At 35.9% G+C, this 15,678-nt stretch carries 12 protein-coding genes and 1 riboswitch; of the genes, 2 read left to right on the top strand and 10 right to left on the bottom strand.

Annotated features, from left to right (window positions below):
• Nucleotides 1–10: 10 nt before the first annotated feature.
• The 3 genes from AAA926_RS06605 to AAA926_RS06595 all read right to left on the bottom strand — a co-directional run bounded on the left by AAA926_RS06605 (nt 11) and on the right by AAA926_RS06595 (nt 4,321).
• A complete protein-coding gene (locus tag AAA926_RS06605; protein WP_198179955.1) occupies nt 11–1,594 on the bottom strand; it encodes an ATP-binding cassette domain-containing protein in 1,584 nt (527 codons plus the stop codon).
• On the bottom strand, nt 1,584–3,185 hold the full coding sequence (locus AAA926_RS06600) for an ATP-binding cassette domain-containing protein (RefSeq protein WP_198179954.1): 1,602 nt from the start codon (nt 3,183–3,185) through the stop codon (nt 1,584–1,586). Before AAA926_RS06600 ends, AAA926_RS06605 begins: the two co-directional genes overlap by 11 nt.
• Nucleotides 3,186–3,349: 164 nt before the next feature.
• Nucleotides 3,350–4,321: a ribose-phosphate diphosphokinase gene (locus AAA926_RS06595; protein ID WP_198179953.1), complete on the bottom strand. Its 972-nt coding sequence runs from the start codon at nt 4,319–4,321 to the stop codon at nt 3,350–3,352.
• Between the two features lie 329 nt (nt 4,322–4,650).
• Nucleotides 4,651–4,749, top strand: a riboswitch (purine riboswitch).
• Nucleotides 4,750–4,827: 78 nt separating this feature from the next.
• Between AAA926_RS06595 and AAA926_RS06590 the strand changes: the two genes are divergently transcribed.
• Both AAA926_RS06590 and AAA926_RS06585 read left to right on the top strand, forming a co-directional pair.
• Nucleotides 4,828–6,216: a glycoside hydrolase family 1 protein gene (locus tag AAA926_RS06590; protein ID WP_338212169.1), complete on the top strand. Its 1,389-nt coding sequence runs from the start codon at nt 4,828–4,830 to the stop codon at nt 6,214–6,216.
• A 15-nt stretch (nt 6,217–6,231) separates the two neighbouring features.
• Nucleotides 6,232–7,518 (top strand): PTS sugar transporter subunit IIC, encoded by a 1,287-nt coding sequence (locus tag AAA926_RS06585; protein ID WP_034977971.1) that lies wholly within the window; start codon nt 6,232–6,234, stop codon nt 7,516–7,518.
• A gap of 216 nt (nt 7,519–7,734) precedes the next feature.
• Here the strand turns inward: AAA926_RS06585 and murQ are convergent, their stop codons facing one another.
• The 7 genes from murQ to AAA926_RS06550 form a co-directional block, all read right to left on the bottom strand.
• On the bottom strand, nt 7,735–8,634 hold the full coding sequence (murQ, locus tag AAA926_RS06580) for an N-acetylmuramic acid 6-phosphate etherase (RefSeq protein ID WP_198179952.1): 900 nt from the start codon (nt 8,632–8,634) through the stop codon (nt 7,735–7,737).
• Between the two features lie 14 nt (nt 8,635–8,648).
• Nucleotides 8,649–10,613, bottom strand: coding sequence for a glucose PTS transporter subunit IIA (locus tag AAA926_RS06575; RefSeq protein WP_198179951.1), 1,965 nt, complete (start codon nt 10,611–10,613; stop codon nt 8,649–8,651).
• A 146-nt stretch (nt 10,614–10,759) separates the two neighbouring features.
• Nucleotides 10,760–11,812: a DUF871 domain-containing protein gene (locus tag AAA926_RS06570; protein WP_198179950.1), complete on the bottom strand. Its 1,053-nt coding sequence runs from the start codon at nt 11,810–11,812 to the stop codon at nt 10,760–10,762.
• 131 nt (nt 11,813–11,943) lie between these two features.
• A complete protein-coding gene (locus AAA926_RS06565) occupies nt 11,944–13,041 on the bottom strand; it encodes a DUF871 domain-containing protein (protein ID WP_198179948.1) in 1,098 nt (365 codons plus the stop codon).
• Nucleotides 13,042–13,055: 14 nt separating this feature from the next.
• Complete coding sequence (locus AAA926_RS06560) at nt 13,056–14,426, bottom strand: PTS sugar transporter subunit IIC (RefSeq protein ID WP_198179946.1); 1,371 nt, start codon at nt 14,424–14,426, stop codon at nt 13,056–13,058.
• A gap of 268 nt (nt 14,427–14,694) precedes the next feature.
• Nucleotides 14,695–15,093, bottom strand: a complete 399-nt coding sequence (locus tag AAA926_RS06555; protein ID WP_198179944.1) for a nuclear transport factor 2 family protein — start codon at nt 15,091–15,093, stop codon at nt 14,695–14,697.
• A 210-nt stretch (nt 15,094–15,303) separates the two neighbouring features.
• On the bottom strand, nt 15,304–15,606 hold the full coding sequence (locus tag AAA926_RS06550) for a family 1 glycosylhydrolase (protein ID WP_370466802.1): 303 nt from the start codon (nt 15,604–15,606) through the stop codon (nt 15,304–15,306).
• Nucleotides 15,607–15,678: the final 72 nt, after the last annotated feature.

Here is a 15,678-nt window from a genome sequence, read left to right as displayed (position 1 = left end):
TTTTATTGCCTTATGTTTTCGTTAAGTGAATTTCTCTGTCAAACATTTCTTTCATCTGATCATTAAAGCTGTGTGCAATAAAAATTACTGTAGCAGAACTCGATGTGATTTCCCGCAAAATTTGCATTGTCGCTTGCTGGTCAATAGCACTGGTGCCTTCATCAATCAAAAAAATTTCACTTTGATGGACTAAAGCTCGTACTAAAACAATCTTTTGTCTTTGACCACCAGAAATATTCAATTTGTTTAAATCGATTTTTTGTTCTAAGCCATCATCAAATTTGGCAATATCGCCAGCAAGCTGAACTTTTTTAACTAATTGTGGCAGTGCCTGTTTTAATTTATCGGAAAACATAGTCATGTTATCAGCAATAGTTACCGGAAAAAGCACAGGGTCTTGCGGAATATAACCAATTTTACTCATATCTGGATTAATCCTTGCACCCTCTTTATCTTTAAATATGATTTGTCCAGAACTTGGTTTGATTTCTCCCAAGATGAGTTTAAACAACGTTGACTTGCCAGCTCCTGAATCTCCAGTCAACAGTATTTTTTCACCTTGTTCAATATTAATATCAGGAAACTGCAACCTTTCACCATTGGGAAATTGTAAATTCAGATTTTGAGTGCTAATCGCGACTGGTCTTACCTTTTTTGTAGTTTGCACCTTTTCTACTGGTGTCCCGGTTTTAGCAATTTCTTTATTTAGAGTTTCGGACCCCTTCATTTTCCCATAAGAGGTTACTATATACTGAATTCCCTGTCTCAAATACGATTGGCAGTTGCCCACTCCGGTAATGGCACCAAACACAACTAGTTTTTGTTGAAACAAATAACCAACTAATAAAAATAAAATCAAAGAGAAAATAGCCGATACTAGACCATTTATTACGGTTAGTAGTTGCATAACACCATTCTGTTTAACATTAGCATCTTCTAAATTTTTAGCAGCTTTACTCGTTACCTTAAATAATTTTGCACCACTAAAATAGCGTTGTATTTCTGCAAGTCCATTAAGCCATTTCTCCAAGCAATCTAGATATTTTTGGTTGGTCTTAGAAACTTGAATCATTGAATTTTGTAAGGGCTTCTCCAACAGCTTTGGCAAAAATAAGGAGATTAGTACCATTATTGATATGGTAACAAGCAAACTCCAATGTAATGAAACCAATAATATAATGGTAGAAATTATAATGACTACTCCTCCAATTAAGCTAAAAAAAGGAGTAATATAATTTTGCTGACTTTGAACTATATCATTCGTTAACCGGTTTTGAACTTGTGCTACTGCATGGTCTTTTTGATCTGCATAAAAATGTTTAGTGGTTTTATCTCTGATTGCAACATTATATTGCTCTTCCTGCTGAGATAAAATGTATTGTAACAGCCCTTGCAGTAGATAATCTCCCATTACACATACAAAAGCACATACATTAACAATTAAAAATATTTTAAAATTGCCTTGTTGAATTGCCGTAGTTTCTATAATACTGAATACAGTACCGATAATTAATAGTGCATATAAACAAATATTGATTAAAAGTAAAACAATAAAGCGTAAAGGATTTATCCTATAAAATTCTTTAATTGTCATTTTGATTACCTGATTTTTTATTTGATTTTAAATTGATTTGATAATCAAACTTGTCTTTTAGTTCCGGACTGAAGTTATGTGCAATCATTAAAAGTGTTTTATCGGTATCGAGCAAATTGCCAATAATTTCACTGGTAGATTTACTATCAACTGCACTAGTTGCTTCATCAAGTAACAAAAATGGTTCATCATGAATTTCGGCCCTGGCCAAAACTACTTTTTGTCTTTGTCCACCTGATAAATTGCCTTGATCTAAATCGACCGTTGTATTAATTTGATTTGGAAACTTGGCTAAATCTGGCACCAATTGAACTTTTCTAACAGCTTCTTTTAGTTTGCTAACCAGTTTGCTGTTAAACATCGTAATATTATTTGCAATAGTATCAGGAAAGAGCGTTGCATCTTGTGCTATGTAACATAGTCGAGCTTTTTGAGGCGATATTTTAGTCCCGTCTTGAGCAGTAAAGAAGACCTCACCAGTTTTGGGCTTAAGTTGTCCCAGAAGGACTTTGAATAGAGTTGACTTACCTGTGCCTGAATCTCCTGAAAGTAAGACCTTATCGCCTTTATTAATAGTAAAATCAGGATAAGATATACTTTCTCCATTTTGATATTGCACTTTCAAATTGTGACATTCAACACCATAAACAACCGTTCCAGGCTTCTTTTCAGGTATTGGTTTTGTTAAATCAGCAATTTCCTGACGTAACTTTTTGGTTGATCTCATTTGCGTCATTGCGTTGATAACTTCCCAGAGACCATTAAAAATGGTCGAAGCAAAGCTACCTGTTATAAACCAATCACCCAAAGTGATTATATGCTTAAAAAATAGTAGTCCACTGAATAAACTTGACCCAATTTGACCAATAGCATTACCTAAGCCGTTAATACTAATCGAGATCCCTTGTACTTTTTTTCTATAAACATTGGCTTCTGCCAGTTTCCGACTATCTTGACCAAGTGCTCTATCTAGTCGGCCACTTGCACTGTATCTGCGCAATTCACTTAAACCAGAAAACCAATTTTCAATTGTATTTAAAAGCTGCGCGTTTTTCTTGGCTGCTGCGGCTGTGGAATTAGATAACTTTTTTGTCATAATTTTAGGTAGAGTCAACACAATAATTGCCGCTACAGCAACAAATAAAATTAATGACCAGTGAAGAGTTATTAATGTACCAATTGCGAAGATAAGACTTAACAAGTTGGTCCAAATTTGAATCCAAGGCGTAGCATAATCGTCTGTTAAAATCTTGAGATTATTGCCTAACTCATTTTGTATTTCTGATACCTTATAACCGCCAGAATTGTAATACCGCCGCATTATTTGGGAACGAATATTATGTAAGCATTCTTGAACTTGCTTGTTAAACAAAAATGTTCCCAATGGTAAGGACAAAACAGTAAAGATTGAGACAATAAAATCAATGACTAACCAAAATACAAATCTGTCCCAGTTGCCTCTTGTTAAATCATTGATTGCATATTTAAAAAGGTATGTTGCCAATGTTCCACAAATGGCATAACATAAGAAAATAATTAGAATGAAAATTCCTCGAAAAATATTGGTTTTAAAAAGATCTTTAAGTGACATTGCTCTTTTATCCTTTCATCTTTGGTATGTTTTTATTAAACTTTAATTTTATTTTAAATGCAATAGGATTTCACTAAGGGGTCAATAAAGCAGACTAAGTGGTAATTTTGTCAAACTAAAAGATCTGCTTAAGTTAAGCAGATCTTGGTAAATTTTATAATTTATTAATGTTTATCTTTTTCGTATCTAGTGTTAAATAAAGGACTGAGTGGTTCATGTTTTTGAATGCATTTGATTGCATCCCCAATAAGCGGACCTACTGAAACTAGAAGAGTTTTTTCCAACTTCTTTTCTACTGGCTGATTAATAGAATCAGTTAGAACCAAATTTTTAATCGGAGAATCATTCAATCTTTGAATAGCTGGACCTGACAAAACTGCGTGCGTAGCACTGGCATAAACTTCAGTAGCCCCAGCATCTATTAACGCTTGTGCAGCTAGGGTTATTGTTCCTGCTGTATCAATCATGTCATCAATAATAATAGCGCGCTTACCTTTAACGTTACCAATGATATTCATTACTTCTGAAACATTTGCGCGAGGACGACGCTTATCTACAATCGCAATAGGTGTCTTCAAAAACTCAGCCAGTTTGCGAGCACGGGTTACTCCACCATGATCAGGTGAAACGACAACAGCATCTTCTTGCAAATTGTTTCTCAAAAAGTAATCAGCAAGTAATGGTGCACCCATTAAGTTATCGACCGGAATGTCAAAAAATCCTTGGATTTGTGGTGCATGCAAGTCCAGTGACAAGACTCTAGTTGCTCCAGCTTCTTGCAACATGTCAGCTACTAACTTGGCAGTAATTGGTTCACGTGGTCTAGTCTTACGGTCTTGTCGAGCATAACCATAGTAAGGAATCACGATATTAATTGTTTGTGCACTAGCGCGGCGCACAGCATCAATCATGATCAACAATTCCATTAGGTTATCATTAACCGGTACACTGGTTGACTGAATCAAATATACATCCTTACCCCGAACAGATTCATCAATGTTAATTTGAATTTCACCATCGCTAAAGCGTTGCACGCTGGACTTACTCAAGGGTACCCCCACCCGCTGTGCAATTTTTTCCGCCAGCGGAACATTGGAATTGAGGGCAAACAACATCATATTGTCTTTATAAGACATAATTTCCTCCGTATTAAAATTGTTAACAACTTATTATTTTACCAAAAGTTGTCTGAAAAAGTTACTTCTAATATTATTATTCAACTTTAACGAACGACATTCAAGCCCTGAATCTTAGTTTATGTAGTAAATTAAGGTAATTGCTATTCTGAAAAAATTATCCACATCAAATTTAGCCTTTAAGCACTTTTTGTGCTTGCAAATAAAAAATATTTTCATCAGACGTTTTAGCTATATGAATATTGTTTTATTGCCCATTTAGCCATTTTAGGATACTTTTACTTGATCAAAAAGTCATTGAAGAAATATTTTTACTTTGCTAAAATTCAAAATGTAAACAAATATCTATCTATATAATGTCGAGATATGGTCGGCAGTTTCTACACGTGAGCCGTAAATTACGTACTATAGATTAAAGATGAAGAGAGCTTTTACGTTCTTCGGGATCTTTTTCTATGCACTAGAAAAAGATTTTTTTGTATTTTACTTTTGAAAGGGAGGCAAATATGAATAGTAATTTCCTTTGGGGCGGCGCTACAGCATCCTATCAGTGTGAGGGTGCCTGGAATGTTGATGATAAGGCTGAATCCATGTGGGACCATTATTTACATGAAAATAATTTAGAAAACGGTGATGTAGCTAGCGATCATTATCATCATTTTGAAGAGGATATCAAAATGATGAAAGATGGTGGTCAAAATGCATACCGTTTTTCTTTGTCTTGGCCGCGCATTATCAAAAATCGTGCCGGTGACATTAATCCGAAAGGAATTGAGTTTTACAATAAACTAATTAATTGTTGCCTTAAAAATGGCATAACGCCTTTTGTGACACTTTATCACTGGGATCTGCCACAGTACTGGCAAGAAGTTGGTGGCTGGCTCAATCTTGACACCAGCCGTGCTTTTGCCCACTACGCTGAAGTTTGTTTTAAAGCTTTTGGCGATAAAGTTAAACTCTGGACAACTTTTAACGAACCCAAATGGTTTACTGTCAATGGCTATTTGATTGGCAACTATCCGCCGGCTGAACATGATTTACAACACACGATCACTTGCGGTTTTAACGTGATGTATGCCAGTGCATTAGCTATTCAAAAATTTCGTCAGGGAAAATTTCAGGGACAAATAGGTATTGTTCATAGTTATTCACCAGTTGATGGCATAGATGATACGATTGAAACCAAAATCGCTATGCGGAATGCTGATAATTATGCTAACAACTGGGTTTTAGATACCGCTGCACTAGGTAGTTTCCCTATTGATTTGATAGCTAAACTTAGTGAGACTAATGATATTTCTTTCATGAAGCCTGACCTTCTAAAAACAATAGCAGAAAATACAGTTGATTTTTTAGGCTTAAATTATTACGCCCGTACGTTAGTGAAACCATATACCTCCGGCGAAACGAAAATGGTATTTAATAATTCCGGTAAAAAAGGTTCAACTCAAATGAGAATCAAAAACTGGTTTGAACAGGTAATGGATCCAAATAGTGAATACACTGAATGGGACACTGAAATATATCCGAAAGGGTTAGAGGATGGCTTAATTCGTGCATACCAAAAATATCATTTGCCTATCTTTGTTACAGAAAATGGTGTTGGTTTTCATGAAAATATTAATGTAAGTGAAGTCAAGGATGACTACCGCATTTCTTTTATGAATGATCATATAAATGCTTTGATGAATGCACAAGACAAAGGAGCTGATGTCAGAGGTTACTTTACCTGGTCCCCATTTGATCTGTATTCATGGATGAACGGGGTCGAAAAACGTTATGGCTTAGTGGCTGTCGATTTTTCAACATTAAAGCGTAAGCCAAAAGCTTCCTACTTTTGGTACAAAAAAATTATTAATTCAAATGGTAAATTGATTGAACGTAGGGAATACTAAAGTAGGAGATTGAACATGGAAACTACAAAAATTACTTCTTGGATGGATAAACACATTACACCATTTGCTAATAAAATGGCCAATCAACGTCATCTTGCAGCAATTAGAGATACTTTTATGACACTTCTGCCAATCACATTGTTTGGTTCAATTTTTGTCATAATCGGTGCTGCGCCACCTGTTACCAAACATAGTAATGGCTTACTAATAGCTTGGGCTCACTTTGCTCAAAAGAATGCTTTAACACTTTCTTGGCTAAGTTCCGTTTCGATGAGCGCAATGTCTGTTTTTATTTGCGTTGGTATTACCTACTTTTTATGCCAGCATTACAAAGAAAATCCTCTATCGCCTATTATGTTTTCTTTAGCAGGATTTTTTATGTTAGTTTTTGATCCTAAAAAACTCGGCTTCACTGGAAATTTTGCAGACATTAGTTATTGGGATGGCCGTGGAATTATAATTGCCATTTTGATTGCTATTCTAACAACGGAAGCGTACCACGCAATGCGTAAACACGATTTTGGTCGTATTAAGATGCCTAAAGGAGTGCCATCAGCTTTATCAGAAAGTTTTGCTTCATTTGTTCCAGCACTAGTTATTTTAGCAGTAGATGCAATTATTTTTATAATTTGTCAAGCAAACCATACTACAGCAGTTAAAGCCATTTACAGCTTCTTATCACCAAGTTTTAAGGTTGCAGACAGCTTGCCAGCAACAATCTTTTTAACTATTTTAGTACAGCTCTTTTGGTTTTTTGGTATTCACGATGCTGCACTCGCTGGTATTCTGGGACCAATTCGTGATGGTAATCTCTCTATCAATGCTAGCGCTAAGTTAGCAGGCAAAGCACTACCGAGAATTTTCACTACTCCTTTTTGGGTTTACTTTGTTATTATCGGTGGCTGCGGTTCTGTCTTAGCTTTAGCGATTATAATGTCATTTTCGAAATCTAAGCAACTAAAAACAGTGGGCAGAGTAGGTTTAATTCCAGCACTATTTGGAATTTCTGAGCCTATGATATTTGGTACCCCGTTAATGCTAAACCCCATCTTTTTCATTCCCTTTATTTTTACTTCCACGGTTAACGCTATCTTAAGTTACCTTTCAATGTCATTTGGACTTGTGAAAAAGACATTTGCACTATTTTCATGGCAAATGCCAGCGCCAATTGGAGCATTTTTATCAACTATGGATTGGCGGGCTCCGATATTAGTAATATTATTGATTGTAATTGATGGCTTAATGTATTACCCATTTATGAAAATTTACGAAAGAAGCTTATTAAAAGAAGAAAACAGTTAGTAACAGAGCTTTAATTAAATTTCTTATTCAATTAAAAAAATTAAATTCTATTGAGAACTAATTTCCAATATGCAAGCGAAATTAGTTCTTTTTATTTGAAAACTTTCTCTCCTTATAGTTAACATTAGAAATTTTCTTTTATATATTATTTGGAATTAAAAAAAGTGTTCCTTATAATTATAGCTTTAGCTATTAAGGAACACTTAACTGAAATTTTTAATTCAAACTATTTAAAACGTCACTTACAATACCATGATGTTCAGTTAACAATTGTGCAGCTTCGTGCTTACTTTTACCCGTTTTAGCCATCACTATTGCAAGAGCAACATCATTGTCTGCTTTTTTTAAAAAGCTTAGAGCTTTAGCAGTCGGAATTGCTGCCGTTTCACTAATAATACGGCAAGCACGATCAACTAGCTTATCATTGGTTGGTTGCACATCAACCATCACATTTTGATAAACTTTGCCTTGTCTGATCATTACACCAGTTGAGATCATATTTAAAATCATTTTTTGAGCAGTACCGGCTTTCATACGGGTTGAGCCGGTTATCACTTCAGGACCAACCACAGCATTAATCGCAATTTCGGCGATTTGACCTATCACTGAATTTGGCACACAAGCTACAGCTATAGTTAGAGCTTGGACTTTAGCGGCATGTTTTAACCCGCCAATAACATAAGGAGTTCGGCCACTGGCAGCTAAGCCAATAACAATGTCATTTGCCGTTAATTTAAGATTTTTTAGGTCGGCTTCTCCCAGTGATGCTGAATCTTCTGCACCCTCTACAGCAGCAAACATAGCTTTTTTGCCACCTGCAATTAAGCCAATTGCTCTTTCCGGCTTAATACCGTAAGTCGGAACTAGTTCAGCTGCATCAAGCACGCCTAATCGTCCACTAGTTCCAGCACCAATATAGATTAAGCGTCCTCCAGCAGAGTATCTTGTGGAAGCTTGATCAATTGCTTTAGCAATTTGATCGCTCTCTCCTGCTACAGCAAGAGCTACTTTTTGATCTTCAGCATTAATTGTTTTGACCATTTCCAATGTAGACATCGTATCAATGTGCGCTGTTGCGGGATTTCGTGCTTCGGTTTCTAAGTTTTTAATTTCCATATTTTATCCGTAAATTAATTTGTTTTTACAGTTGCAACAATCTGATTTGCAGTTACCTTGCCTGTAGCAACAGGAGAAATACTTGCTACATCCTCCATATTGTTAATCATTACCATCACGTCTGTTGGCTTGCCCGCAGCTTTAATAGCTGGAACATCCATTTGAGCAATAACGTCACCACGTTTAACATACTGTCCACTTTTTACTTTTATTTCAAATGGAGCACCCTTTAATTCCACAGTGTCAATTCCAAAATGCAAGACTAATTCCAATGGACCTTGATCTGATTCCATTGTAACTGCGTGTTTCGTATCCATAATTGTTAAAATACGTCCATCAACTGGAGCAACAATTTTACCATCATTATCAGGAATTACAGCAAAGCCGTCTCCCAGCATTTTTTGAGCAAAAACATCATCTTTTACAGCAGATAATTCTTCCAATTCACCATTCACAGGACTGGCTAAATTAACTGCCACACTTTCGTGACTTGTTTTATTATCCTCGGGATTAACGAAAGAGCCATCTTCATTTTTAGCAACTACAGCGCTTTTAGGTACACCAAAGAAATAAGTTAGAATAAAACCGCCAATATAAGCTGCTAATAGACCAATACAATAATTTAATGCTTTATTGTGGGCAATTAACGGAATTAAGGCAATACCAGATGTACCAATAGCAATTGAGCCGACATTGCCGAAGGCTCCTAAAACGGCACCACCAATACCACCACCTAAACATGCAGTAATGAAGGGACGGCCTAAAGGAAGAGAAACACCATAAATTAGTGGCTCGCCTACTCCTAAAATTCCGACGGGTAAAGCTCCCTTAATTAGTTTAGTTAATTCTTTGTTCTTACGACATTTAACCCATAAAGCAATTGCAGTACCTACTTGTCCAGCACCAGCCATTGCTAAAATAGGCAATAACGGCGTATAACCCATCTTTTGAATCATTTGCAAATGAATTGGCGTTAAAATTTGATGCAGGCCAAACATAACCATTGGTAGGAACACTGCACCTAAAATAAAACCGGCAATAGGTCCACCAACCTTTAAGACCCAGTTAATTCCGCCAATGAGTGAGTTTGAAACCCAACCAGCAAAAGGCATAATGATAAAAATGGTAATTAGGCCCATTACTAATAAAGTTAAAAATGGTGTGAAAATAATATCAACTGAATCAGCCATGTATTTGTGGAAGAATTTTTCAACATATGACAATAGCCATACTGCAAGCAAAACTCCGATGATACCACCCTGTCCGGCAGCTAACGGCTGACCATTAAAAATATTTGGTATTACCATAGGAGCTACCACACCAGGCAGCATTACCACACCGCCGATGATACCACCAAGTCCAGGTGTGGCATTAAATTCTTTAGCAGCATTAATACCAACATAAATATTTAAGTAGGCAAATAGCCCATTAGCAATGACACCTAAAACGGTGATGCCTAAGTTCCAGCTTGCCGGCAGCATTTTGGCTGTCAACATATTTCTTAAAATACCTGATACACCAGAAATTAAACCGGCACCAACAAATGCTGGAATTAAAGGTATAAAGATAGCCGAAATATGTTGCAAGACAATACGCCACCAAGTTTGCTTTAAGCTGGCTTTATGGGCTGCGTGGACTTCTTCAGCTTTCTCCATAACTTCGCTCTTGTCTTTTTGATAAGAACTTTCCTTAGCTGTTACATCTGGAAAAGGATCATTTTCATTTACACCAGCTGCATTAACCATACTTTGAGCAACTTTGGCATTTACACCAGGACCTAAAACCACTTCCAGCGTTTCACCATCAACTACTCCCAAAATGTCTTTAACTTGTTTTAAACCAGCTAAATCCACTTTAGATTTATCCCTGACCGTAATTCTCACTCTGGTCATACAATGGTATAAAGATTTAACGTTTGCGATACCACCAATATGATCATAGATTTCTTGGCCTATTTTGGAATATTTATCTGTACTCATTTTTTCCTCCTTTTTTAAAGACAAAATAAGTATATTATTTATTAGACCAATTTGCAAATTATGATAATTAATTATTAAAAATCATGTTTTAATGGATTATACCAATTCAATAAAGATAGTAGCTTATTTCAAACACTAAGTAAATTTTATTCACCTGCAGCAATGAAAATGATGCTTTGCCCTGCACCTATTTGGTTCAAAAGTGGTAAATCTTCAGCTACCACGTGTCCTAAAACATTAATTTTTTCATCAGCAGGTAAATCACGCTTAGTTATTTGTAATTCACCTTGATAACGCAAATATAATTTATTATCACATGTAATTGTTCCTTTTGATCGAGCTTCAGGATTTCCCTGGGGTGCAACATCAAAAAGCTGACGGCTACGCCCCTCCGTTAACCTCACTACATCACGCGCTACATCTGGACGATTATGCCATTCAGAATTAAATAATTCAGGCAAGTTTTTATCAATGCGAAGTGTAATAATCTGCTGTTTAATATAATTTTTAAAACTATCAATCATTTGCGGTGATAAAGAGGCATCCCCAATAAAAACATGGTCACAGGCTAAGCGTCTTAATTCCAACATTGCAGCTAAAGGATTCTCTCCTCTTTGCTTTTCAAGAGTTGGCAATCCTGCATGAATTGGACCACGTAAAACAGCATCACCTGCCACAAATGCCATTGTTTCTAAATTCATGTGATGTAACCAATCATTTTTCGCTTTTAACCAATTTGAATCTAAACCGGTTTCTGGTCGCGGATAAAAATTATGCCAAGCTTGCAAATTTTCGAAGTTGGCACCATGCTCTCGTAAAGCTGTGACGTCATCTTCATTGATAGTACTGGCGTTCAGAGCAATTGGCATTTTCTGTGAAAGCTTTGCTATAGTAGCTGGTGAAACACCATCGTCTATTCTCAGGCCAGTCAAGCCCAAGCTGGCAATCTGCTCTTCATTTTCAAGTGCAAGTCCTAGCCTTGCCATACCACTTTCAGAAACGTCAGCAATGACAGAAGTTTCTAAGTTCTTACACCATTTAGTCAGCTCTGCTAATCTGTTTAATATTACTTTGGGATCATCTTCAGGAATATGTAATGAAGTAAAAATAGTTGTTAATCCCGCATTGCGCATCGCAAGTATATAATTATAATCATCAGCCGTTAGATCACGGTTTAGATAAATCGAAAAACCCAGCATTTATTCTATTTCTCCCTTAGTGTGAAATCACTTACATGGACCATTATACTATTTTATTTTGTTAAAACATGTACACAAACAAAAAGCCGTGAGTTAATTTGCTCACGGCTTAAATATTTAAGCTAAATGAATTAGCTTTGCTTCATTATAAACGTACTCCAAGGTTCAATAGATTTTAACAAGTCTAAGTCATCGGGATGTAAGTGTCCTACAAGATTACGTCTGCCATCATTAGCAAACGGCGTTAAAACAACTTGCAGTTCTCCTTTATACCGAGGATATTGATCATTAACAACAACTATATCTCCTCTCGCAAAAGAGGCTTTGTCATTATTATGAGCTGGAATTTTTTCTTTGGCATAAACAACACGAGGTTGGGTGTCGCGTAACAGAAATGCAGATGCATCACCGCGGTACAAATGAGGCTCTTTTAAGCAAATCGTTTGCTCAATTGGTAAGACATCATCTTCAAACACAATTTTCAAAGTAGGATATGCACTGTTAAAAGCATTTGCTGCAGCAGCCAACTCATTTTCACTGGCAAAAGCATTGCCAATAATAATGTCATCAATCATTTTGCTCAAGCGTAAGTGAGTAACCTGACTAAAAATATTTCGGTGACGATCGCTTTCAAGTGTCGGTAAACCCTCATGAACAGGCCAAGGACCGAATTTAGCGTTTTTAGATGAAATAAACGCAGCAGTATGCAATCCATAATCACGATACTTTTGTGAATATTCATTAAAAATCCTTTCACTTAAGCCCGTATATTCTTGTGGATAAAAGTTATGACAACCAATTAGGTTATCATTCTCCGGATCATAAGCCATAATACTGTCAAGATAATTTGTACCCCGACTCATATTTAGTTCAATCTTGAGTCCATATTGATTACGAGTCATGGCAGCTTCTTCCATGCCGCTAAAGCCCTCATCTAACCGCAAGCCCCAGACGCCTAAGTTATGGAAAAAAGCAAGATCATTATAATCAATTTTTAGTTCTTTAAACAAAACGGGATTAATATCGACTACAGTTTTAAAACCCAAATTGTTTGCATAAGCAACATCTTTTTTTAACTTGGCAAGTATATCTTCACCACTTGCACTTTTTAACTGCAAAAGTGAGGTAAAAATTCTCCTGTAGCCATATTTATGAGCTAAATACATATATTCTTTATCGCGCTCAAATGTACTTTGCTCGGGATAAAGTGAAATACCCAACTGTTTCATAAAATTATTGCTCCTTAAACTTTATTAACTTTTTCAGGATCGACGTTATTAGAAGCAATTACAAATGGTACATAAATCAAGAAACCAACGACCATATTAACAATTTGTAAAATAACTGAACGCCAGTCAATTGTAGCAATGATAGCATTAAGAAACGGTGGCATTGCCCAGGTTGTCTGTACAGCAACTCGATTAACCAAGCCAAGACTTAAAGCACCATAGGCAATTGATACCATAACTAATGGAGCAAGAACAAATGGAATAATATAAATTGGGTTTAAAACAATTGGCATACCAAACATCATAGGTTCATTAATGTTGAAGATCCCAGGTACAAGTGAAATCTTAGCAACGGCACGTTCATCTTCACGCTTTGAAAAGGCAAGAACGGCTAAGATAAGTAACAGTGTTGAACCAGCACCACCGATCCAAACATAAAGGTCAAAGTCACTTCGAGTCCACATGTAAGGTAATGCCTTTTGCATCTTATGGGCATTTGTATTGGCAATCAGTGCTGTAGTCCAAATACTTTCTGTAACCGGAGCCAAAACATTGGTGCCATGAATACCAAAGAACCAAAATAGTTGAACTAGAAATACTATCAGTAGCAATGAGCCATAACCTTGACCCATCTTCATTAACGGCTCTTGAATTGTCTTGGCAATTAAGTCAATCACTGTCGTGTTTTTAAGACTGAATAGATAGTTAATAATACCAACAACGAACAAACCAGCGGTTGCGGGAATAATGCCTGTAAAGGCATTGGAAACTGCGGGTGGAACGCTGTCAGGCATTTTAATAGTAATATGTTTCTTTACTAAAGCAATATAAACTGCTACAGAAATAGCGCCCATAATCATTATGGTAAAGAAGCCGTAAGCTCCAAAGTACTTGTTAAAGTTAAACCAGCCCCAAGAACTGATATTTTTACCAGTAACAGCTACATTAGCAGCAGTTAATGTTTTTAGATCGCCCTTGGTAAGAGTAAGAGCATTTTTCAAATCAACTGAAAAGCTTTGAGGCAAGCTCATAATAAAGGTACCTAATGTCAGCAGGCCCCCTGCGATCGGTTCAACTTTATATTGGACACACATGTGATAGCCAAATGTAAAGGCAAACAGCAATCCTAAAATTGCAGTTGAGCCTGTCCACACCAACGCATTGATATTGATAAGCCATTGCATTGAATTAACAACGCCTGTCCATCCTAGGTTAGTGGGAACATCCCTAAAAATAGCATTTAATACACTAGCTACTGAACCAGCCAGCATAATAGGCATAATAGAGATAAAGGCATCACGCAGTGCAACAAGCCAGCGAACAGAGCCGATCTTAGCCGCAACAGGAACGAGATGCTTGTTTAGCCAGTTAATTATAGCATTCATAATAATTCCTCCTACTAATATTTCACTACACTTGCATTATACCATAGCAAATGGAAACGTTTACCGTTTTACAGTTGGAAATTGTTGTGGCTGTATGTTTGTTGGCTTTGGTCTACACCAAAATAGTTCAATATTCTCTAACTGACTTTAATTAGACAGTCAAAATGGTATATACCATATTTTTTTACTAATAAACTACACTTTTTTAAGTATTATTTAATAAAGTAGACCTTCATTGTTTGCCATCCTCAATGATAAAGACTTAGATTTATATTTTATCTTTAAACGGACGGAAGGTTTCATGCTTAGTTGAATATTCCACCACTTTTTTCATTTTATTGCCGGAGAACTCTATTAAAGAAACGCCATCGAAGCAATATTCTTCTTTTTCTGCAGCATCAAAATACCAAGTAACCACAAATTTACCAGTATCAGTTTGATCAATTTTATAAATATCCCATTTTAAAACTGTCTGCTCCTTAGACTTCGAATTAATATAGGCTTTTAACTCATCTAATCCTTCATAAGTAGCACCATAACATTCACGGTAATAGACATCTTGGCTAAACCAACTATCAAGATTAGAAAAATCTTTTTTAAGCCAAGAGTTAAAATAATCTCTGATAATTTGTTTGTTTTCTATAGTTTGACTGGAATTTGATAACATAATATTTATCTCCTAATTTTTAATAAATTAAGTCTACATTTATTTAATAAGTAACTGATTTTCATAATTCACCTGATTAAACATATAGTTTAATGCCTAATAATCGTGTCTTAATTCTTTTTGGCAGTTGCAAAATGCACTGTGTCTAAGGGCCTAATCATCCTCTTTTGATAATTACCATGGTACAGCATACCTGCTTGCACATATAAACTACATTGTTGAACTTTGATAATAACTAAATGGCATAAAATTACCGTCTCCTAGCGAATTAACCCTACTCCAAGAGATTTGAAAACGATAGCAGTTGATCCCTAAATCAGCATATAAATTCAGATCTTCAGGATAGCGGTGATATTCATCGATTGCTATATCCCAAATTGAACTGCCATCTTTTGCTCTATAAGTATCATAAACTGACTTACCCTTGCCTCCTTCTTTGACAGCTCTTTCAATTTGCATACTAGATGTAGAGCTGATCCGCAGAAAGTTTTTTTGGAAAACCTTTTTTATCATTTCTAATCTCATTCATGAAACGTTTCAATAACAATATATAAAATGGTTTTATTAAGTGAAGTACTTAACTAA

Source organism: Lactobacillus juensis (genome assembly GCF_036246285.1).
GTDB classification, from domain to species: domain Bacteria; phylum Bacillota; class Bacilli; order Lactobacillales; family Lactobacillaceae; genus Lactobacillus; species Lactobacillus juensis.
This window is presented reverse-complemented; position numbering and strand designations above follow the sequence as displayed.